19 protein-coding genes are annotated in these 22,109 nt (G+C 63.4%); 2 read left to right on the plus strand and 17 right to left on the minus strand.

Features of this window, described 5'->3' with window-relative positions; translation table 11 throughout:
- The 6 genes from QEP15_RS25730 to QEP15_RS25755 all read right to left on the minus strand — a co-directional run bounded on the left by QEP15_RS25730 (nt 1) and on the right by QEP15_RS25755 (nt 6,887).
- Entirely contained in the window at nt 1-1,386 is a 1,386-nt protein-coding gene (locus QEP15_RS25730; RefSeq protein WP_180097029.1) for a glutamine synthetase family protein, read from the minus strand.
- A gap of 57 nt (nt 1,387-1,443) precedes the next feature.
- Nucleotides 1,444-2,250: a histidinol-phosphatase gene (hisN, locus tag QEP15_RS25735; protein ID WP_280148246.1), complete on the minus strand. Its 807-nt coding sequence runs from the start codon at nt 2,248-2,250 to the stop codon at nt 1,444-1,446.
- Nucleotides 2,251-2,356: 106 nt separating this feature from the next.
- A complete protein-coding gene (locus tag QEP15_RS25740) occupies nt 2,357-3,358 on the minus strand; it encodes a Bug family tripartite tricarboxylate transporter substrate binding protein (RefSeq protein ID WP_180097025.1) in 1,002 nt (333 codons plus the stop codon).
- Between the two features lie 150 nt (nt 3,359-3,508).
- A complete protein-coding gene (locus tag QEP15_RS25745; protein ID WP_280148955.1) occupies nt 3,509-5,104 on the minus strand; it encodes a rhodanese-like domain-containing protein in 1,596 nt (531 codons plus the stop codon).
- Entirely contained in the window at nt 5,104-6,297 is a 1,194-nt protein-coding gene (gene metC / locus QEP15_RS25750; protein ID WP_280148247.1) for a cystathionine beta-lyase, read from the minus strand. Before metC ends, QEP15_RS25745 begins: the two co-directional genes overlap by 1 nt.
- Nucleotides 6,298-6,299: 2 nt before the next feature.
- The gene (locus QEP15_RS25755) at nt 6,300-6,887 is read right to left on the minus strand and encodes a cysteine dioxygenase family protein (RefSeq protein WP_152383023.1); all 588 of its coding nucleotides are present in this window, start codon (nt 6,885-6,887) and stop codon (nt 6,300-6,302) included.
- Nucleotides 6,888-7,027: 140 nt separating this feature from the next.
- Here QEP15_RS25755 and QEP15_RS25760 point away from each other — a divergent pair, with 140 nt between their 5' ends.
- Nucleotides 7,028-7,921, plus strand: a complete 894-nt coding sequence (locus QEP15_RS25760; protein ID WP_226847613.1) for a LysR substrate-binding domain-containing protein — start codon at nt 7,028-7,030, stop codon at nt 7,919-7,921.
- Here the strand turns inward: QEP15_RS25760 and QEP15_RS25765 are convergent.
- The 9 genes from QEP15_RS25765 to QEP15_RS25805 all read right to left on the minus strand — a co-directional run bounded on the left by QEP15_RS25765 (nt 7,915) and on the right by QEP15_RS25805 (nt 18,607).
- Entirely contained in the window at nt 7,915-8,919 is a 1,005-nt protein-coding gene (locus tag QEP15_RS25765) for an asparaginase (protein WP_180097021.1), read from the minus strand. The genes QEP15_RS25760 and QEP15_RS25765 overlap by 7 nt on opposite strands.
- Nucleotides 8,912-9,829, minus strand: a complete 918-nt coding sequence (locus tag QEP15_RS25770; protein ID WP_056320576.1) for a ParB/RepB/Spo0J family partition protein — start codon at nt 9,827-9,829, stop codon at nt 8,912-8,914. The genes QEP15_RS25765 and QEP15_RS25770 overlap by 8 nt, the downstream gene beginning before the upstream one ends.
- 45 nt (nt 9,830-9,874) lie before the next feature.
- Nucleotides 9,875-10,696, minus strand: coding sequence for a GNAT family N-acetyltransferase (locus QEP15_RS25775; RefSeq protein WP_280148248.1), 822 nt, complete (start codon nt 10,694-10,696; stop codon nt 9,875-9,877).
- A 9-nt stretch (nt 10,697-10,705) separates the two neighbouring features.
- Nucleotides 10,706-11,506, minus strand: coding sequence for a ParA family protein (locus QEP15_RS25780; RefSeq protein WP_056320583.1), 801 nt, complete (start codon nt 11,504-11,506; stop codon nt 10,706-10,708).
- Nucleotides 11,503-12,192, minus strand: a complete 690-nt coding sequence (gene rsmG / locus QEP15_RS25785; RefSeq protein ID WP_056320584.1) for a 16S rRNA (guanine(527)-N(7))-methyltransferase RsmG — start codon at nt 12,190-12,192, stop codon at nt 11,503-11,505. Before rsmG ends, QEP15_RS25780 begins: the two co-directional genes overlap by 4 nt.
- Nucleotides 12,189-14,108 (minus strand): tRNA uridine-5-carboxymethylaminomethyl(34) synthesis enzyme MnmG, encoded by a 1,920-nt coding sequence (gene mnmG, locus QEP15_RS25790; RefSeq protein WP_280148956.1) that lies wholly within the window; start codon nt 14,106-14,108, stop codon nt 12,189-12,191. Before mnmG ends, rsmG begins: the two co-directional genes overlap by 4 nt.
- A gap of 2,020 nt (nt 14,109-16,128) precedes the next feature.
- Nucleotides 16,129-16,275 carry a hypothetical protein gene (locus tag QEP15_RS25795; protein WP_175156988.1) on the minus strand — a complete coding sequence of 49 codons (147 nt, stop codon included), beginning with the start codon at nt 16,273-16,275 and terminating at the stop codon, nt 16,129-16,131.
- A gap of 869 nt (nt 16,276-17,144) precedes the next feature.
- Nucleotides 17,145-17,351, minus strand: coding sequence for a cold-shock protein (locus QEP15_RS25800; RefSeq protein ID WP_056320589.1), 207 nt, complete (start codon nt 17,349-17,351; stop codon nt 17,145-17,147).
- A gap of 233 nt (nt 17,352-17,584) precedes the next feature.
- Entirely contained in the window at nt 17,585-18,607 is a 1,023-nt protein-coding gene (locus QEP15_RS25805; protein WP_152383029.1) for an AbrB family transcriptional regulator, read from the minus strand.
- A gap of 113 nt (nt 18,608-18,720) precedes the next feature.
- On the opposite strand from QEP15_RS25805, the gene QEP15_RS25810 reads away from it, so the two are divergent.
- Entirely contained in the window at nt 18,721-19,887 is a 1,167-nt protein-coding gene (locus tag QEP15_RS25810) for a pyridoxal phosphate-dependent aminotransferase (RefSeq protein ID WP_280148249.1), read from the plus strand.
- 154 nt (nt 19,888-20,041) lie between these two features.
- On the opposite strand, the gene QEP15_RS25815 is transcribed toward QEP15_RS25810, so the two are convergent.
- Nucleotides 20,042-21,568 carry a tripartite tricarboxylate transporter permease gene (locus QEP15_RS25815; protein WP_128829665.1) on the minus strand — a complete coding sequence of 509 codons (1,527 nt, stop codon included), beginning with the start codon at nt 21,566-21,568 and terminating at the stop codon, nt 20,042-20,044.
- Nucleotides 21,565-22,002, minus strand: coding sequence for a tripartite tricarboxylate transporter TctB family protein (locus tag QEP15_RS25820; RefSeq protein ID WP_056320598.1), 438 nt, complete (start codon nt 22,000-22,002; stop codon nt 21,565-21,567). The genes QEP15_RS25815 and QEP15_RS25820 overlap by 4 nt, the downstream gene beginning before the upstream one ends.
- Between the last annotated feature and the right edge of the window lie 107 nt (nt 22,003-22,109).

Consider the following 22,109-nt stretch of genomic DNA (forward strand, 5'->3'; position numbering starts at 1 on the left):
TCAGATGATTTCGAAGTAGCGCGCAAGCTCCCAGTCGGTCACATGACGCCGGAACTGCCGCTCTTCCCATTCGCGCGTCGCGGCGTAGTGCTCGACGAAGGCGTCGCCGAACAGCAGCCGCGCGGCGTCGGAGCCGCGAAGACGCTGCGCGGCTTCCCACAAGGTCGTGGGCAGATGCAGATGCGCGGGAAACTCCTGCGTATAGGCATTGCCCTGCACCATGGGCTCGGGCGACAGCCCTTGCTCGATGCCGTACAACCCGGAGGCGAGCGCCGCGGCCAGCGCCAGATAGGGATTGGCGTCGGCCGATCCGATGCGCACTTCGACACGCTGCGATTTGTCGCTGCCCGGGATGAGGCGCAGTGCCGTCGTCCTGTTTTCCATCCCCCACGTGGCGTCCAGCGGCGCCCAATAGCCGGGCACCAGGCGCGAATAGCTGTTGATGGTTTGCGCGTACAAGGCCATGAATTCGGGAAGGTACCGCTGCACGCCCGCCATGAAGGCGGCCTGCAGGTTGCCGACGCCATGTGGCTGCGACTCGTCGTAGAAGGCCGAACGCCCCGTCTTGCGGTCGCGCAGAGACAGGTGAATATGGCCGCTTTGACCCGGGTGGTCGTGCGACCATTTCGCCATGAAGGTGGCCATCAGGCCGTTCTGTTGCGCAAGCGCCTTGGCGAACGTCTTGAACAGAAACGCCTTGTCGCCGGCCGCGGCCGCATGGTCCACGGCAAGCGCGGCCTCCAGCACGCCCGGCCCGGTCTCGGTGTGCAGGCCTTCGATGGGCATGTCCATGCGCTCGCACATGTCGAGCAGCTTGCGATAGAAGTCGCCCTCGACCGTGCTGCGCAGAACCGAATACCCGAAATTGCCCGGCGTCCAGTTCTCCATGTTGCGGTAGTGCTTGGCGCGCACGGAGTGCGGCGTCTCGCGGAACATGAAGAATTCGTACTCCAGCGCGGCATAGGCATCGAATCCCATGTCCGCCGCGCGATCGATCACGCGGTGCAGCAGGCGGCGCGGACAGATGGCGGCGGCATCGCCCTCGAATTCCGCCAGGAATAGCAGCATGTCTTCGCCGCCGGGGCCTTGTTCCAGCGTAAGACGGCGCGCGCTTTGCGGCACGATGCGCATTTTTGCGTCGGGGTATGCGGTGTGCCAGCCGGTGTACCGGGTGTTGTCGTAGAGCTGATCGTCCAGGTCCCACCCCAGCACCACGTCGCAGAACGCGAGCCCGGAACGCAGCGCGCCCAGGAATTTGTCGCGCCTCAGGTACTTGCCCAGCATGACGCCGTCCACATCGGACAGGCCGATCTTGATATGCGAGAGCGGGCTGGCCTGCACCAGCCGCTCTGCGTCTTCCACCGTTGCTACCCCTAGTGCATGCATGCTCGTTCACCTTATGGCTGAAGCGTTGCGTGGAACTGCGGGCGGGCGGCGCGCCGGTCAGGCCATGGCCGCCCCCAGCACCTGCATCGCCTGGCGATGCAGCGCAGGCGTGGCGGCCGCGATCACGCGGCCCTTTGAAGCGAAACCGAGCGGCTGCCCTGCCCAATCCGTCATGACGCCGCCAGCGCCTTCGATCACGGGCGCAAGGGCAAGGTAATCGTAGGGTTGCAGCCCCGCCTCCACGACGAGGTCGACGTGACCGCTGGCGAGAAGCCCATAGCTATAGCAGTCGCCGCCATAGCGGCGCATGCGTGTCTTGGCTGCCAAGTGGTCGAAAGCGGCCAGCTCGGCGCCCGTGAAGATGTCGGGCGCGGTGGCATACAGGATGGCGCTGTCGAGGTCGGTGCATGCGCGCGTCGCGCACGGCTCGCCGTTCAATTGCGATGGCGCGTGCGCCACGCCGATCCAGCGTTCGTCGAGCATGGGAATGTCGATCAGCCCCAACACCGGCCTGCCGCGGTGCAGCAGCGCAAGCAGCGTGCCCCACAGCGGATTGCCCGAGATGAAGGCGCGGGTGCCGTCGATGGGGTCGAGCGACCATACGAATTCGGCATCGGCATGAGAGGCGCCGAATTCTTCACCGAATATGCCGTGTCCGGGATGATGCGCGGCGATGGCTTCGCGCAGCGCCGCCTCGACCTGCCTGTCCGCCTGCGTGACGGGACTGTCATCGGCCTTGGTGTCGACATCAAGCGGATGCCGGAACCACTTGCGCGACAGGGGCCGGGCGCGATCCGCCAGCGACTGCGCGAACGCGGCATACGCCGCGAGCTGCGGCGCCGACAAGGCCGAGGAAGTCTGCATCGATGCCCTCCAGGAGGGGCGCGCGGAGGATCAGTGCGCCGACGGAACGCCTGCACGCAGGCGTTTCCAGTCTAGACACCTTGCTCCGCGTTGGCAAACATGCCGTTCAATCGAGCGACACGCCCGCCGTCTTCACCATGTCGGCCCAATACGTGGTGTCCTGCTGCAGCCGGCTCTTGAAGGCCGCGGGCGCGCTGCCCACGGGTTGGCTGCCGCCGCTGTTGATCTTGGCGATCACGGCGGGCGACTTCATGGCCTGCTCCACGGCCTGAGCCAGATAAGCGATGCGCTCGGGCGGCGTTCCCGCGGGCGCGAACAAGCCGTACCAGTCATCCGCGGTGATGCCTTCCAGACCGGCCTGCTTCAACGTGGGCGCGCGCTTGAAGATGCCCACGCCATCGCCGTGACTCATCGCGAGAATCTGCAGTTTTCCGGCCGCCACCATGGGTTCGGCCGATGCTGGCGAGGTGATCAGCATGTCGACGGTGCCGCCCAGCAGGTCCGTGACCGCCGGCGCCGCGCCGCGATACGGCACATGCACCAGCTTGACGTTGGCCTTCTGGGAAACCAGCGCGCCCATCAGATGGCTCATCGTGCCGTTGCCCGGCGTCGCGTAGGTGATGACCCCAGGCTGCTTGCGTGCGGCCGCAAGATAATCGTCCAGCGTCTTGTACGGGCCGTCCGCGCGCGAGACGAGCACCAGCGGCGCCGAGGTGATCTGCGAAATGGGCACGAAGTCCTTCAGCGGATCGAAGCCCACGTTCTTGTACAGGCGCGGATTGACGGCCATGACGCTGGTCTGCGACATCACGAGGGTGTAGCCGTCAGGCTTGGCGCGGGACACCTGCGCCGTGCCGACGTTGCCGCCCGCCCCCGAGCGGTTTTCGACAACCACGCTTTGACCCGTGATGGCGCCCAGCTCCTGCGCGATCAAGCGTGCGACGCCGTCGTTGCCGCCGCCCGGCGGGAACGGCGAGACAACGGTGATGGCCTGCTTCGGATAGTCCGCCAGCGGCGCCGGCGTCTGGGCATGGGCGGCGAACCCCCACGCGAGGGCTGCCGCTGCCACCGCGGCCGTCTTGCAAGCTTGCAATGCGTGATGCTTCATCTGGATTTCCCCTTGAGATGGCGGCCGGATACTCGGCCGTCCTTTGCATTCCGGTTCTCCACGAACCGTCCGCACCCCGGCGGCGATTGCCGCCGGGGCGTCCTGATCAGGTTGAAGCGGGTGGCGCCGCGCAAACGCGCGGCGGCGGTGTCAGCTGGCCGGGAACCGGTACGCGGCGCGTTCCCGGTCGTCGATCTGCTTGACGAGATTGGTTTCCCAGGCGAGGTACTGCCGCGCGGCGGCCTTGTTCCCGTCGTGGCGGTCGTGCACAAAAAACAGGTAGTCGATGCAATCGCTGTCGGGCGGATCGGCGGGCGTCGTCTCCAGCGAAATGCCTTGAGCGGACCAGCTGTTCGGCGTGCCCGTATTGGCCTTGACGTCATCGATGCCCAAGGCCGCCAGATCGCGTGCCGCCCAGGCCGCCAAGGCGACATCTTCGGCCAGCAGCACGACAGGACGCGCGGGATCGAGCGCCAGACGATGCAGCCGCGGACGGATGGACCAGCGGGCGCCGGCCACGTGGCTCGCGCGATACCGCATGCTGGGCCGAATGTCGACAATCTGGGCACCCTGCTTCAGGACTTCGGCCAAGGCCACATCGGACAGCAGTGCAAGCGCGGGCGCCTCGGGCTGGGCCGGCGCGTGGGCCAGGACGGCGCCGGTGCCTTCTTCGAGCGTGCAGGCGTCCCATCCCATCTGCCGGAGCCAGCTGGCGACGACCGGCGCGCGCACGCCTTCGCCATCGAACATGACGATGCGGGCGCCGCGCACGGCGATGTACTGGTCCGTCGCCTGAATGAGTTGCCCGCCAGGCGCATGCTGCGCGCCGGGCAACGATCCCTTCGCGAACTCTTCGGCGCTGCGCACATCGCACAGGAACGTGGTGCGCTGCGGGTCGCGCAGCCAGTCCTGCACCTGCGCGGCGTTGGCCGACGGCACGCCGTGACGCTGGGCGAGCTGCGCGGAACGCTGCGCCAGCGCCGGCACGTCTTCAGGCGTGACGTCATCCGGATACCGGCGGCGCGCGCCGTGCTCGAGCTGCAGGTCTTCCAGATACCAGCCCTGCGTGCCGTTCTCCAGGGCGTAGACCGGATTGGGCACACCCAGGTTGATGAGCGTCTGCGCGCCGATGATGCTGCGCGTGCGGCCCGCGCAGTTCACCACGATGGTGGTGTCCGGCCGCGCAGCCAGCGTGTGGGCGCGCAGCGCCAGTTCGCCGTTGGGGCAGCAGATGCCGCCGGGAATGCTCATCTTCTGGTATTCGGCGAAGGGCCGGCCGTCCAGCACGATAAGGTCGTCGCCCCGGCGCTGGCGTTCGGCCAGTTCGCGGGCGCCGATGCGCGGGGTGTGGAAAACCTCTTCGGCGAGTTCGCCAAACGTTTTGCTGGGAACGTTCACGCCTGCGAATGCGGCATAACCGTCGCGCTGCCATTGCGCGATGCCGCCGGCCAGGCGGTGCACATCCGTGTAGCCCAGCACGCCAAGGGCGCGCGCGGCGCGGGCCGCGGTGTCGTCCTCGCCCCCCTCGTCGTAGACCACGACGCGCACGCTGCGGCGAGGCGCGAGGCGGACGATGTCGACTTCAAGGCGGCTGTACGGGACCGGCGCGGCGTAGAACAGATGCGACTCGCCATACTGGCCATGCTCGCGCACGTCCAGAAGCGCGATCTCGCGGCCGTCGTGCAACCACTGCTTGAGCGTGTGCGAATCGACGTCGGCGAAGGTGGGGTCGTTATACGGCTGCATCATGAGATTCGGAGGGAACGGATGGGTTGAGTCAGTGCGGCCAGGCCGCGGTCAAGGTCGGCGATCAGGTCGTCAGGATCTTCCAGGCCGATGTGCAGGCGCAGCATGGGACCGCGCGCCTCAAGGCCCGGCAGCGAGCGCGCAGCCCGCAAGTTCACCGGAATCACCAGGCTTTCAAAGCCGCCCCACGAGGCGCCGATGCCGAATAGCTGCAGGCTGTCGATGAAGCGCTCGGCGTCGGCCTCGGTATAGGTGTCAGACAGTTCCAGCGTCAGCAGGCCGTTGGCGCCGGTGCAATCGCGCCGCCAGATTGCATGGGAGGGATCGCCAGGCAGAGCAGGATTCAAAACGCGCGCGACTTCCGGACGCGCCTTGAGCCACTGGGAGATCCGGAGCGCGCTGCGGGCGTGCTGCGCCATGCGCAGGGGCAGCGTGCGCATGCCGCGCAACACCAGGAAGGCGTCGTCGGCGCCGACCGTCTGGCCGAAATCGATGGTTGCGCGTTCCAGCGCCCGCCATGCGCGCTCGTTCGTGACGACGGCGCCCATCATCACGTCGGCATGGCCGCCCAGATACTTCGTCGCGGCCAGAATGGACATGTCGGCGCCCAATGCGAGCGGTTTTTGCACCAGACCGGACGCCCACGTGTTGTCCACAGCCAGCCAGCAATCGTGTTTTCTCGCGGTTGTGGATAACTCGGTGAGGCCCGGCATTTCGTAGGTCAGCGACCCCGGCGACTCCGCGTAGATCATGCGGGTATTGGGCCGGATCAGCGCCTCGATGCCAGCGGCATCCGGCCGGTAGTACGTGAATTCGATCCCCAGGCGCGTCAGGTGTTCGGCGCAGAACCGGCGCACCGGCTCATACACGGCGTCTGTCACTAGCACATGATCGCCGGCGCGCAGATAGGCAAGCAGCACGGTGGCGATTGCGGCCTGGCCCGTGGGATAAAGCTTGGCGCGATAGCCCGCTTCCAGTTCGACGAGCGCGTCTTCCAGGGCGTGCGTGCTGTCGGTGCCCCGCGCGCCATAGGAGGGCAGACGCTCCTGTTCGCGGCGCGCCCGCGTGTCGCGCCACGCTTCTACGCTCTCAAAGACATACGTGCTGGCGCGCGTGACCGGCGTGTTGACCCAGCCTTGATGAGGACGTCCTGCGCGCAGCAGGCGCGTTGCGGACCGGAAGGGCTTGCTCATGATCAGCGCCGCGTCTGCACGCCGATCGGCATGATCTTGCAGGTGCCGGTCTCCAGGTCGAAGCCCAGGCGTTGGTCCAGCGTTTCCAGCGCGCGTCCGTACATGTGCAGATGGCGGATGACGCTGTCGCCCTGGATTTCCACCGCGTGGATATCGTCGGGCATCAGCGCGATGCCGGTGCCGGGGCCCACCACCACGGTATCGATCTGCGCCAGCTTGCCAACGCCCGGCTGCGAACCGTCGTCCAGGCGGTCGTACACATAGTTGTATTCGACGCCCTCGACCGCCGCGATACACGCCCAGGTGGTGTGGTTGTGCGGCACGATCTTCTTGCCCGGGCGCATGACGTTCAGGTACAGCGCATAGCTCTTGTCGGCGTCTTCGGCGATCAGATAGCGGGCCTGGCGTTCGTCGCCCTCGGGCGGCGGGTAGCGGTCGGCGCCCCACCAGGCGGTATTGCCGGCCAACGCCACCAGCTCATCCAGGACGATCTGAAGGCTGTCGCGGTTCAGGCCCTTATTTCCTACAGTTTTTTTAATATTTTCGACCGCGCTGTCGATGCCGGCCTGTTGGGGATGTGCGGTGCTCACGTCGTTGTTCCCTCTTGTTTCATGAGTTATTGCACTTACTGTATCGCCGGGTGTGAATGCCAACAATTTAAATTGCTTGAACATTCCATTAGGACTGCTAATGTGTCGGGTTATCCCTGAAACCATTTCCCGCTGAACGAATGCGCAATCTAGACCTGGACCTGCTTCGCACGCTGACGGCCATCGCGCAGCATGAAACGTTTTCCGAGGCCGCCAACCGGCTGCACAAGACGCAGTCCGCCATCACGCAGCAGATGCAGCGGCTCGAGGCGATGATCGGTTTGCCGCTGTTTGAAAAGCAGGGCCGCAACAAGGTGCTGTCCTCGCATGGCCGGCGGCTGGTCGAATACGCCCGGCACATGCTGGCCATCAACGATGAAGCGCTGCGGGCGTTGCAGGACGGGCCGCTGGAAGGCGATCTGCGGCTGGGTGCGCCCCTGGACGTGGCGGACACGATCCTGCCCACCCTGCTCACGCACATCGCACGCGTGGCGCCCCGCGTGAAGCTGGAGATCCGGGTCGATCGCAGTCCTTTCCTGATGGATGCCCTGCGCGCGGGCGAGATCGACCTGACGATCTCCACGCGCTTTGACCAGGACTTCGAGGGCGTGGCGTTGCGCACGTCGCCGACGGTCTGGCTGGCATCCGCCGATTACATGCACGATTCCCATGCGCCCGTGCCGCTTGTGCTGGCGGACGAACCCAGCATCTTTCGCCGCCTGGCGCTCAATGCGCTGGAGCAGGCGCAGGTGCGCTGGCACACGAACTACGTGGCGCCAAATCTGGTGGGGATCAAGGCCGCGCTGCGCGCGGGCCTGGGCGTGACGGCGCGCAGCGTGGAACTGCTGGGGCCGGAGATGCGGGTGCTGGGAGAAAAGGAAGGGCTGCCGCCCCTGCCGGACGTGACCTACTTCCTGTGGATAAGGCGTGATCTCATCAATCCGCTGACGCGGCAGGTGTACGACATGCTGCGGACCAACCTGGGTCTTGCGCAGCAAGGCGCGGCGACGGAGCCGCCGCCCACGGTTCAATAACGGTCGAACACCTGCTGCAACGCATCCGGATCGCGAGTGATCGTCAGCGCGAGCATCAAAAGGATGCGCGCCTTCTGCGGATTCAGGTCCCGCGCGGCGACAAAGCCCAAGCTGGCATCGTCGACTTCGACATCGCGCGCCACGAAACCGCTGCCCGTGCGGCTGGACCGAACAACGGCCACGCCGTCGTCGGCTGCACGCCGCAGGCCTTCGATGGCCAGGTCGGTGGCGTTGCCGTCGCCCACGCCCGCCAGCACGATGCCGTCGGCGGCGCTGGCCAGGAAATCGATCACGTCGGCCTGCAGGTTGGCATACGCATAGACGATGTCCACACGCGGCCAGCCAGCCTTTTCCAACAATGCGAGTGAAAACTCGCTTTGTGCGCCACAGGTGGTGGCATTGCGCGAGTAAAAGCAAGGCACGCCGCCGTGCATGACGCCGGCGCGGCCGCGATTGGGCGATGCAAACGCGCACAGGCCGGCGCTGGCGATCTTCTGGATCTCGCGGGCGTAATGGATGTCTTCGTTCATGACGACGAGCGGGCCGCGGCCCCGCGCATCGGGATGGCGCGCCAGCGCCACCGCGTTGTACAGATTGGCCGGACCTTCCGCGCCCAGCGCCGTGGCCGGGCGCATGGCGCCAACCAGCACGACGGCCTTGTCATGACGGTTCACCAGGCTGAGGAAATACGCGGTTTCCTCGAGCGTGTCCGTCCCGTGGGTAATCACGATGCCTGCCACCGAGGCGTCCTGGCAAAGCGTGTCCACGCGCTGCGCCAGCGCGCGCCAGACGTCGTGCGTCATGTTCTGGCTGCCGACGTTGGCTACCTGCTCGGCGCGGATCTCTGCGATGCCGGCCAGCTGCGGCACCGCCGCGAGCAGGTCATTCACGGAAAAGGTGCCCGACTTGTAGCCGGCGGACGTGGCGTCAGCCTGGGCCCCCGCAATCGTGCCCCCCGTCGCCAGCACCGCGATGACGGGCAATGCGTTTTCAGGCATCCACCGCTCCGGAAAGGCCCTGGCGCTCGAGGAGCGAATTCAGGTGCTCCCAGCCGTGGAAGTCGATGACGATCTGACCCTTTTCCTTGGCGCCCACTTTCAGCGCCACGCGCGTGCCCAGATGATCGGACAGCGCTTCTTCCAGACGCGTCAGGTCGCGCGACACGCCGTTGGTCTTTTTCTTGGGCGACGCCGAGGCTTCGGCTTCCTTGGCCGTCTTGGCAACGAGCTTTTCGGCCTCGCGCACCGACAGACGGCGCGCGATGATGAGATTGGCAAGCTGGATCTGCGTGGCCGCATCGACGGCGAGCAGCGCGCGGGCGTGGCCCATGTCGACGTCGCCGGCCAGCAGCATGGTCTGCACGGGCGCGGCCAGGTTCAAGAGGCGCAGCAAGTTGCTGGTGGCGGACCGTGAACGGCCGATAGCCTGCGCAGCCTGTTCGTGCGTCAGGCCGAACTCATCGAGCAGGCGGCGCACGCCGTGCGCTTCTTCGAGCGGATTCAGGTCTTCGCGCTGGATGTTTTCGATGAGCGCCATGACGGCGGCGTTTTCATCGGCGACCTCGCGCACCAGGACCGGCACTTCTTTCAGGCCAGCAAGCTGCGCGGCGCGAAAGCGGCGTTCGCCAGCAATGATTTCGTAGTGGCCGGGCGCATCGCCCAACGCACGCACGAGAATCGGCTGCATGATCCCTTGCATGCGAATCGATTCGGCCAGCTCGCCCAGGGCCCCCTCGTCCATGCGCGTGCGCGGCTGGTACTTGCCGGCGCGCATCTTCGAGATGGGCAGGGTGGACGGCGGACCCTCGGGCTTGGCGACAGCCTTGCCGATGTTGTCGATTGCGGGCGCATCGGCGCCCAGCAAGGCGTCCAGTCCGCGACCCAATCCCTTGGGTTTCTTGGTGGCCATAATTAAATCCTCTTTCCTTCTGTCTTTGTATCCTGAGCGCCGGGCTCAGGCGTCCGCCTGCTCGGCGGGCAGGCGGTACCAATACGCGTAACAGTCTTTGAATCCGTAGCGGTCATACAGGGTCCGCGCCGCGACGTTTTCCGGCTCGACCTGCAGATAGGCCGTCCTGGCGCCGCCGGCAGCCCCTTCGGCCAGCAAATGCTCCACCAGGACAGCGGCGTAACCTTTGCGCCGATGTCCCGGGTGGGTAACGATGTCGAACAGGCCAAGCAGGTCGCCTTCACGCACGGCCATTCCCGCAGCGACCAACTGCCCTGCCGCGTCGGTGGCGAGCACCGGCTGCTTATCCACAGCCAGACCGGCAAGACGCGCGTGGTGTTCGGCGATGTGCGCGGCCGATGAGCCGCGCAGCGCCCCGACCGCCGCCGCAAAGGGATCGGCATCGACCATGCTGAAATGCAGATCGCTCCTGACGCTTGCGCGGGGAGCGAGCGGCGTGCTCATGACGCGAGTCTCACCGGTGTAGAGATAACCGCGGGCCTCCAGCTCGGCGTCGAGCGAAAAATCGGGGCCGATGGAGGTGATGCGCAGCACCATGGGCAAACCCTGGCGCGCATACAACGATGAACAATACGCCAGCCGCTCATCCAAAGGACGTGTGGATAACCCCAGCACATTGACGCTTCGGACCCGCTTGGTCGGCGATTGGGCAAAACGCACGAGCCAGCCATCATAGATCACCTGCGCGCCCACGGCAGTGGCGTTCAGCGCCGCGTCTTCCAGCCGCACGCGCAGCGCATCGCGCACGTCGGCGGGCGGCGTGGAGAGGGTTGGCTGTGGCGGAAAAAAGAGCGCGGCGTCGGGCATCGGGGACGGCTAGTTCAGGTCTTTCCTGACGCGTTCGATCATTTCGGCGCCGAACGAGATATACGCCTGCGCGCCGCGTGACGCGCGGTCATACACAACACCCGGCATCCCGTAACTGGGTGCTTCGGCCAGGCGCACGTTGCGCGGCACGACGGTCTTGAAGACCTTGTCGCCGAAGTGCGATTCCAGCTGCGCGGACACCTGCTGTTGCAGCGTCATGCGCGGATCGAACATGACGCGCAGCAAACCGATGACGCGCAGGTCGTCGTTGATGTTGCGATGCACGCGCTTGATGGTGTTGACGAGGTCCGACAGGCCTTCGAGCGCGAAATATTCGCACTGCATGGGAATGATGACGCCATGCGCGGCTGCCAGGCCGTTCAAGGTAAGCAGGGACAGCGTGGGCGGGCAGTCGATGAGCACGAAGTCGTACTGGGTCGCGACGGTGTCGATGGCGGCCTTCAGTTGGCGCTCACGCTGTTCCATTTGCACCAGATCGATTTCGGCGCCGGACAGTTCGCGGTTGGCCGGCAGCACGTCGTAACCGCCGGACTCGGACTTCACGCGCGCCTGCTCGATGGAGGTCTCGCCGATCAGCACCTGGTACAGATTGGACTCCAGCGAGTTCTTGTCGATGCCGCTGCCCATCGTGGCATTGCCCTGCGGGTCCAGATCCACCAGCAGCACGCGCTGATTGTGCGTGGCAAGACCCGCCGCCAGGTTGATGGCGGTCGTCGTCTTGCCCACGCCGCCCTTCTGATTGGCAATGCAGAAAACGCGGGCGGATGTGCTGGGGGGTATGTTCTTCATAGGGTTCCTTGACTGCGGCGCATCCAGATCAGGCAGCGTTCTGCTTGCAGCTCCGGCACCTGGAGCGGCTGAATATGGTCGACTTGCCATTCCCCGCGCGCGTGCAGCGCCTGGATTTCTTCTTCGGGGACCTTGCCCTTCATGGCGACGAGGGTACCATTCTTGGCTACATGGCGACCCGCGAGTTGCGCAAAATCATCCAATGATGCAAACGCTCGCGAGGTGACGATGTCGCACTCGGCGGGATCCAGCGTTTCAATGCGCGCGTGCCGCGATTGCAGGTTGGGTAAACCGAGCGCGCCGCTCATCTGGCGCACGAACGCGGTCTTCTTTTCGACGGCGTCGACGCACGTCACGGACCAATGGGGCTGCATGATCGCCAGGACGACGCCAGGCAGGCCGCCGCCCGATCCGACGTCGAACACCTTGGCTGGCGCGTCGGGCGCGGCCAGCGCCTCGCTGAAGGGCTTTACGGCCGCGAGACTGTCGAACAGATGCTGCACGAGCATCTGCTGCGGATCGCGAATCGCGGTCAGGTTGTAGGTGCGATTCCAGCGCTGCATCTGCGCCAGGTAATTGAGCAGTTTGGCGATGGCGTCATCATCGGGGCGCAGGCCAAGCTGCTCGCATGCACGAGTGAGTCGGCCGGCCATGTCGATGCCGGCCTGATTGGCGGGCGCGCTCATGCCGCTTGCTTGCGCGAGCCGTAATGCAGGCGCTTCAGATGAATGAGCAGGAGCGAGATGGCGGCCGGCGTGACGCCGGAAATGCGCGCGGCCTGGCCGATCGTTTCCGGACGATGCGTCTTGAGCTTCTGGCGCACTTCAAAGGACAGGCTGGTCACAGCGTCGTAATCCACGTCCGCCGGGATCGGCTGTTGTTCATGGGCGATGTGCTTTTGCACTTCGTCCTGCTGGCGCGCGATGTAGCCGGCGTACTTGACCTGGATCTCGACCTGTTCCGACAGCACGTCGTTTTCAACGACCCCCGGGCCAGCGAGCAACGTGCCATCGGCGTTTTGGGCGCCCATCAAGGCTTCGTAGGAAACGTTAGGCCGTTTCAGCAGGTCAGCGAGTGAGTACTCACGTTCAATTGCCTTGCCAAGCAGCGGTTCGGCGACCTCGGCCGGCAGCAGGCGCGGATTCACCCATGACGACTTCAAGCGCTCGACTTCGGCCGCCACCGCGTCGCGCTTACGGTTGAAGGCATCCCAACGCGCATTGTCGACAATTCCGAGCTGCCGGCCGATTTCGGTCAGGCGTAGATCGGCATTGTCTTCGCGCAGGCTAAGACGATATTCGGCGCGCGAAGTGAACATGCGATAGGGTTCGGTTACGCCGCGGGTGACCAGGTCATCGACCAGCACGCCGAGGTAAGCCTCATCGCGGCGCGGGATCCACTGCTCGCGTTCCTGCGCCTTAAGGGCCGCATTCACGCCAGCCAGCAATCCCTGCGCGGCGGCTTCTTCGTAGCCGGTGGTGCCGTTGATCTGGCCGGCGAAGTACAGACCTTCGATGGCCTTGGTCTCGAGCGTGCTCTTGAGTCCACGTGGATCGAAGTAGTCGTACTCGATGGCGTAGCCGGGCCGCATGATGTGCGCATTCTCCAGCCCGGGCAGCGAGTGGATCAGATCAAGCTGCACGTCGAACGGCAAGCTGGTGGAGACGCCGTTGGGATACACCTCGTGCGTGTCCAGCCCTTCCGGTTCAAGAAACACCTGGTGGGACTGCTTGTCGGCGAACCGGTGGATCTTGTCTTCGATGGACGGGCAATACCGCGGACCCACCCCTTCGATGACGCCGCTGTACATCGGCGAGCGATCCAGACCGGCGCGAATGATGTCGTGCGTGCGCGCGTTGGTGTGGGTGATCCAGCACGGCAGCTGGCGCGGATGCATGGCCACGTTGCCCATGTACGAAAACACGGGAATCGGGTCCAGGTCGCCGGGCTGCTCTTCCAGGATGGTGTAGTTAATGGTGCGCCCGTCAATGCGCGGCGGCGTACCGGTCTTGAGGCGGCCTTGGGGAAGCTTCAGTTCCTTCAGGCGCTGACCCAGCGAAATAGCCGGCGGGTCGCCGGCGCGTCCGCCCGAATAGTTCTGCAGGCCAACGTGGATCAGGCCGTTCAGGAATGTGCCGGCGGTCAGCACCACCGTCTTGGCCCGGAACTTCAGGCCAACCTGCGTCACGGCGCCGACCACGCGATCGCCCTCCACCATCAGGTCCTCAACCGCCTGTTGAAACAGCCACAAGTTCGGCTGGTTCTCGAGGCGACCGCGGATGGCCTTGCGATACAGCACGCGATCTGCCTGCGCGCGCGTGGCACGGACAGCCGGCCCCTTCGAGCCGTTCAGGATTCGGAACTGGATGCCGGACTCATCCGTGGCCAGTGCCATGGCCCCGCCGAGGGCGTCCACCTCTTTGACGAGGTGGCCCTTGCCGATTCCGCCGATGGACGGATTGCAAGACATTTGGCCAAGGGTCTCGATGTTGTGCGTGAGCAGCAGCGTCTGCGCACCAGTACGGGCTGCAGCCAGGGCCGCTTCGGTGCCGGCGTGGCCGCCACCGACGACGATGACATCGAATTCGCGGGGATAGTCCATGATGGGGGGAAGGTAAAGAAGAGAGCGTTCGGCGCTCATTATAGAGGCAGGGGTTGCATGTTTCACGTGAAACATTTTGGGGAGTGTGTTTTGCGCCAAAGGGCCTTTATCAGGTAGCGCGACAGCTCGTGGGTGACGGACCCACAGTTCTGAAAGTATCGGCATCTGCCGGTGTTATGGGCTGATGTTCCACGTGAAACATTCCCGTCGCTTGTCGACCGAGTATGCCGCAGCAAGGCTCTTGTGTTGTTTCACGTGGAACATTCATTTATTAAGGACTTGGTGGTTCGTGTAGGTGGCCAGATGCATCCGCGCGAAAACTGAAGTCCGCACCTATAGCGCCTGCCCAGCCACATCCCCCAGGTGAAGGCCGAGGACCTGTTGGTCGAGGCCAGCAGGCGAGTCTTGGAAGAACTGGGCAATGGGCACCGGAGTGTTTCACGTGGAACATTACGCGGGGCATCATCGACTCGCCAGCGAGCCACGATTCGTCCACCGTTGGACCCTACGGCTGGCTCCATACTTCTCTCCCCTCGCCCACGGCCAGCATCGTCGCGCATAGGACGAGTAGCCAGACTTGAGACCGCCCAAGGCGCGCGGGGCTTCATTCTTTGCACCACACGATGACGTCACGCTTTAGACAGCAGAGACTACCGTCAGCTATGTAGAGCTCAGGTAAGTCCACCAACCGCCCGTGCGTTCGGAATTGAGGCAATAAATCCTCGCTTCACCGTGCGCCTATCCGGGCTGGGGACTAACGGGTGTTTCACGTGAAACAAGCGCTTAGCTCCAGGCGGTTGCCGATGGGGTACATCGCTATGAGGAAGCCATACGGGCCAATCGATGCGAAATGGTTAGGTGAGATGGGTACCGAGATATACCTTCAGTACGGAAGTCCATAAACGCCTTCACCAGCTAAAGTCCGATGCTCACCACTGTTGTTCAACTCGATCCAATGTTTCACGTGGAACACTGGTCACCAAGACCGTCGTGGTTAACGTCGATGTACACGATGCCACCCGCCGTCGATTGTTTGAACTAGCCTTCGGTCGACCCAACCAACATTCGGTGTTCTGTCGGTGATTGATATGGCTGCGGTATTCGACGATGCTCGCTCCCAATAACAGCACGGCTGAGCTAGCGTGGACGCGTGGCATTCTTTAGGGCACAAACCGCCCGGCGCCCCACAACCTGAAGTCGTGGTCTCGAAAGCCTGCCGAATCTATCGCCACTCGTGCCCCGCAAAGACGGCCGATGTTTCACGTGGAACATCCCAGACATAGATTCTGCAGCTGGCCGGCAGCTATGTTCCACGTGAAATACCCAAAGCAGCCGGCGTCTATCCCGCCGCAACATCTCACTTTCCGCGGGAGGGCCACAACAATACGCAGCGCATCGACCAGCAGCGTGTGACCTAGGAAAAGTAAGAAAGCGGAAAAAAATCGATTTATGACACCCTACCCTACCCCTAGCCCAAAAAAACGAATTTTTCGGACCACAGCGGTTGGACAAAACCTCAGCGGTTGATTCGAAAGCCGCATTAAAGTTCCCCGGGGTAGCCAACCAGGCAGCTAATTGCGGCAAGCGAAACGGTTCTCACGTTCCGTTCCGACGGCCGGCAGCATGAAGCGCAAACACGGGTAGATGCAAAGCGAACGGCAAGCGGGAACCATGAAGCATGCGATCCCCGCGTAAAACCCAGGGCTTATCCACAGACAACGGTTAACCGCAGCGCACTATGAAAAGGTTCGAATTGCTCAACGCCAGACTCGGGTTACGCACATTCTTATCAACAGGCCGTCAAGGGTGCAAGCCAGTACACGCCATTGCATTGAAGACCCGTGCGTACCATCGACAACAGCAAAAGCCACCGAAGGCCAAACTCCAGCGGGTTCCCGAAACCCCAGCAGACACGGCTGTCTTATCCACAGCACCAGCAGCACGTTCTACTGACGTCGGCCTCATACCCACAGAACGTTGATGGGCATGCTCATGCCAGCGCGGACTGCGGCTACGCTGATCAAAATCGGCGGCGTACATCGGCATGTTGCTGCCGGCCGCCTTGAGCAAACTCGCCGCGCAGATTACTGGGGGGCACGTTATTCACAAAATTATCCCCACCCCAGAAATCCACTGAAACGCACATGCCCAGGGCATCGATCTTCATTGACCCGACAATCATCTTGCTCGGTCTCTGCCACCGGCGCCATCATCCATATGGCCGAGACGACAACACTTCATGTGAAACGCTGTGGAAAAGTCGGCGGAAGAAGTTCTATGAGCAATTCTCCGCGCGACTAGTGCGCGCAGGCATCGTTGGGATAATCCAGTGCCCGGCTCTTGTCTGACCCTCTGGAATCAGCGATGCAACGTGGCGCGCCAACCGCTTGATGAAGCTCGTCGTGCTTACGCCAGGCGTCGGGATGATTCCGCAATTTCCGTTCCCGGACCCTAACCCTTTCGGCGATATCCCCACTTCTATCCACAGGCGCAGACGGCCAATTTGGACTCCAGAAGGCGTAATTCTGTGCATAACCGGGATGGGGATATCTTTGTGAACAACAGACAGGATTCAGGCCCGGACGCGCCAATTACAACCCGAAAATCGCGCCTGTCAGCGCAAGAAAGCGCCGGCAGGCCAGCGGAAAATAATGCGCAAATCCCCGAGTTTCCCTATGAGAACGCGGATTAAACCCTCTCTGCAGCGCTCGGACGCAGGCAAAATGATTATTCACGGGAAACCCAATCGGGTCGCCGTGATTGATGCAGATATCTGTGCAAAACCGGATTGACCATGACCCGAATGCTTCATTACTGAGCATCAAAATCAACGGCCCCGGAAATAATTATCCACAGAGTTATCCAGTGGTCGAGAATATGTTAGTAAACACTAACACCGCGTGTTTTTAGTGGGCAGGACCGGACTGCAAGGCGCCGCAAAACGGAAGGCCAAATGAAACAACGCCCCAGACCGGGAGGTCTTGGGGCGTTGTAGCCAGGCCGGGCCTGGCGGACGGGAAATTGGGATTTCCCGATTTAGAGCGGGCGAATGTCGGCCGCTTGAGGTCCTTTCGGACCATCCTTAACTTCGTATTCGACTTCCTGGCCTTCGTTCAGGCTGCGATAGCCGCGACCCTGGATGGCGGAAAAGTGTGCGAACACATCGGTGCCGCCCACGTCCGGCGTGATGAAACCGAAACCCTTGTCAGCGTTGAACCACTTGACTTTGCCCTTCTGAGCCATTTTCTCTAGCGTCCTGTAATTAAATCGAAATGCAATGAATCAAGGACGCCGTGCGAACTGAACGATCGGTGCAAAACCAGTGTTCCCGCTTGTCGCCAGAGCGGCAGACCGAGTCCGCGCGCTGCTTGAATCAACTGCGGAATCAGCATACTCATCCGGCATTACCGAGTCATATAGTTGTTTACCCCAATGTCGCTTTTTTTTCACTGGAACGGCAATACCGCCTGGCGGAATTAGCCTTGCCGACGCGCCAGAATCGCGTAAATGGGACCGGTCACGATCACCACGAAAACCATGCGCGTGACGTGAAAAGCGGTCACCACCGGAACGCCCAATTGCAGCACTTTGGCGGTGATGGCCATCTCTGCAATGCCGCCGGGTGTCGTGCCCAGAATCAGCGTGGGAATTGGTGCGGCGGACCATAGCGAAAGCAAGGCGCCCACGCCAAATGCAAGCGCCAGCGCAAGGATCGTGAAGCCCGCCACCGCCGCCATGAATCGCGGTGCGGCACGAAAGAAGTCGGGGCGATAACGATCGCCCAGCGACCAGCCGATAAGGAGTTGCCCCGCCTTGGGCACAAAGTCCGGCAACGCGGATAGCTCTATGCTCGACGCGGTGAGAATCATGGCGACAAGCATGGGCCCCAGCACCCAGGGATTGGGCAGCCGAAATTTCGTGAAGGCAGCGCCACCCACGATGGTCAGGGCCACCAGTGCCGCAAGCCCCAGCGCATGCACATCGCGCGGCCCCGGCACGGTCGGATCCAGCCCCGCCACGCCCCACCACTGAAAGATGAAAGGCACGGTGACCACCACCAGCAAGACGCGCACGCTGTGCGCGGTGGCCACGCGATCGATCCTCGCGCCGTGACGCTCGGCCAGGTTGGCCATTTCGCTTGCACCGCCGATGGCCGATGAAAACCACGCGGTCTTGAAGTCCACATCGGTATAACGACGCAGAATCGCGGTGCCCAGAAATGCGAGCGCCAGCGCAAACAACATGCCGGCAATGATGGGGCCGGCGTTGCTGCCGATATGCCCGATAACCTGCGGCGTGAAGTACAGCCCCAGCGAGGCGCCGATGACCCACTGGCCCGCATTGCGAGCTGGCCTCGGGCACGCCGTTCGCAATCCGGCGATCCGGGTAGCCGCGGTCAATAGCAGCGCGCCCAACATCCACGGAAGCGGCATGTGCGCCCACACCGCCAACAACGCGCCGATCAGCGCAATACAAAATCCGGCCAGCACTCGGGCCATCCTGTTCTGAACCACAATCCCGTCCGCATTGGAACTCTTGAAAATGGAATTATGAGTTAGTGGGATACTTACGAGAAATTTCCTCGGCTACCCGTGTTCACTTCGCGTCCAACATGATCCGCTCCAAACTCCCCGACGTCGGCACCACCATCTTCACCGTGATGAGCCGCCTGGCCATCGAGCACAAGGCCATCAACCTGGGCCAGGGCTTTCCTGACTTCGATCCGGATCCCGCGCTCTGCGCGCTTGTCACCAAGGCAATGGCCGACGGGCACAACCAGTACCCGTACATGCCTGGCGTCGCGCCGCTGCGCGAGGCCATCGCCGCCAAGACGCGGGATCTGTACGGCCATGCCTACGATCCCGAAACCGAGATCACCGTGACCAGCGGTGCAACCGAAGCGCTGATGGCCACGGTGCTGGCGGCGGTGGGCAGCGGCGACGAAGTCGTGGTGATCGAACCTTGTTATGACTCGTACCTGCCGGCGATTCGCCTGGCTGGCGGCACCGCGGTTCCCGTGCCGTTGCGCGCGCCCACCGAAGCCGATCCGTACTACCGCATCGACTGGCAGCGCGTGCGCGACGCCATCACGTCCAAGACCCGTCTGTTGATGCTGAACTTTCCGCACAATCCCACAGGTGCGGTGCTGGACGACAGCGACCTGGATTCGCTGGAAGGCATCGTCCGCGACACGGGTGTGCTGCTGGTGTCGGACGAGGTTTACGAACACATTGTGTTCGACGGCAAGCCGCATGCCAGCGTGGCGCGGCGCCCGCTGCTTGCCGAACATGCGTTCGTGATCTCTTCGTTTGGCAAGACGTATCACACCACCGGATGGAAGATCGGTTATTGCTGCGCGCCGCGGCACCTGAGCGCCGAACTGCGCAAGGTGCATCAGTTCATGGTGTTCACCGTGCCCTCGCCCATGCAGTTTGCGCTGGCCGAGTTCATGCGCGATCCCAAGCCCTACCTCGATCTGCCGGCGTTCTACCAAGCCAAGCGCGACCGTCTTTCGCAAGGCCTGGCCAAGACGCGCTTCCGGCCGCTGCCCAGCCCCGGCACGTTCTTCCTGCTGGCTGACTACAGCCAAATCTCGAAGCAGAACGAAGCCGACTTCGCGCGCGACCTGACCGTCAATCATGGCGTGACCGTGATTCCCGTGTCGGCGTTCTACCGCCACCCCGATGCGCCCGAATCCAATCATCGGATCGTGCGCTTCTGCTTTGCCAAGAAGGACACGACGCTGGATGCGGCCCTGGAGCGCTTGAAGCAGGTCTGACATTCAATATATGAGCAAAAGCTCATATATGAACGGGCGTACCACCTTGTGCGGCACGCCTAAAAAAAAAAGGGGCGCCGAAAGGCGCCCCTCAACGTTTGCCGGCCTGGATTTGAGCCGGTGTGCGCACCGTCAGGGGCGCATCACCGCGCCATCAGACCGGCCCAGCGGCAACCTTTCTTGCGGCCCGCACACGACGCAGGACCTGCGGCACGATCACGACCGCCGCCGCGCCCGTCCACAGCGCAATCGAGACCGGGCTGGCGAACAGCACACCCACGTCGCCATCCGTCATCGACAAGGCGCGGCGCAGGTTCTGCTCCATCATGTTGCCCAGCACGACGCCCAGCACCAGCGGCGCCATCGGCACGCCGAACTTACGCAGGAAGTACCCAAGCGTGCCAATGCCCGCCACCAGCAGCAGATCAAACGTGCCGGCGTTGATTGCATACACGCCGATGTAGCTGATGCACAGAATGCCCGGCACCATCAGCCAACCCGGCACCGACAGCACTTTGGAGAACAAGCGGACCAGCGGCACATTCATCACGAAAAGCAATACGTTCGCCACGAACAGCGAGGCGATCAGGCCCCACACCAATTCAGGCTTGGTGTCGAACAGCACCGGACCCGGCGTGATGTTGTAGAGCGTCAGCGCCCCCATCATCACGGCAGTGGTGCCAGAGCCGGGCACGCCCAGCGTCAGCATCGGCACGAACGAGCCGATGGCCGAGGACGTCGCGGCCGCTTCCGGCGCGACCAGGCCGCGCATGTCGCCCTTGCCAAATTTGGCATCGGGATCCTTGGCCTCGATGATGCGCTTTTCCTGCGAATAGGCGACGGCCGCGGCCACGCTGGCGCCAGCGCCAGGCAGCACGCCCACGCCGAAGCCGACCAGCGCGCTGCGCACGACGCTCCACCACGTGAATGCCATCTCTTTCAGGTTGAACAGCTTGCGCCCGCTGGGCTTGACCTCGACGCTGTGGCCGGCCACTACCTTTTCAAGCATTTCCAGCATCTCGCTGACCGCGAACAGCGCAATCACCACCACGACGAAATCGATGCCGTCGGCCAAGTGGACGGACTCGAAGGTATAGCGATACACGCCCGAGTTCGCGTCCACGCCCACCACTGAAATGGACAGGCCGATCATCGCGGCCAGCACGCCCTTGACCGGTTGCTTGCCGAGCAGACTGGTCAGGCAGCAGAACGCGAAAATCATCAGCACGAAGTATTCGGCGGGGCCAAACGCGAGCGCCCATTTCGCCAGCATCGGCGCAAGCAGGATGATGCCCACCACCGACACGATCGCCCCAAAGAAAGCCGACCACGCGGAAAGCGTCAACGCCACGTTGGCCAAACCCTGCCGCGCCAGCGGGTAGCCGTCCAGCGTCGTCATGATGGCGCTGGCTTCGCCCGGCACGTTCAGCAGGATCGCCGTGATACGGCCGCCATACTCGGCGCCCACATACACCGCGGCAAGCAGGATCAGCGCCGTTTCCGGCGGCAGATTCATGGCGAAGGCGATGGGGATCAGCATGGCCACGCCGTTGACCGGCCCCAGCCCTGGCAGCACGCCCACCATGGTTCCGATGAAGGAGCCGATGGCGGCGACCAGCAGGTTCGTCAGGGAAAAGGCGACGCCAAAGCCTATCGACAGATGATCGAGAATGCCGCTCATATCAGGTTCTCCAGCAGTCCGCCGGGCAGGACGACGTCCAGCACCTTGTCGAACAGCACGAAAAAGAAAAGACTCATCACCACACCGCCGATCGCGCACTTGATCCAGCTGCCGCCAAAGAGGCGTCCCACGAAGATCGTCATGAGCGACGTTGCGATCACGAAGCCCAGCCACTGGAAGAGAAAGGCATAGGCGGTCGCGAACACAACCATCAGCGCGATGCGTCCATTGGCGCCGGCGGAATTGTGCTCGACCGCATGGCCGCCCTTGTAGACGAGGCGCAACCCGCACAGGCCGATGATCAGCGCCACAAGCAGGGGAAAGGCGCGCGGGCCGACGGGTTCGTAGGCGAAGGGCGCCTCGATGCTCCAGCCGGCAGCCGTCATGAAGACGGCCAGCGCCAGGGCGGCAATGCCCAGGATTCGATCATTCATGGTCCAGGTTTCCGTTCAAATCGGATTGCGCGGCGCAGCGGGCCCTGCCGCCGCCCAAGGCGGGCGGCAGGTGTGCCCCTTGCGGGCGCGGTCGGGAATCAGCCTGG

The organism is Achromobacter mucicolens (genome assembly GCF_029866465.1).
Classification (GTDB): Bacteria; Pseudomonadota; Gammaproteobacteria; order Burkholderiales; family Burkholderiaceae_B; genus Achromobacter; species Achromobacter mucicolens.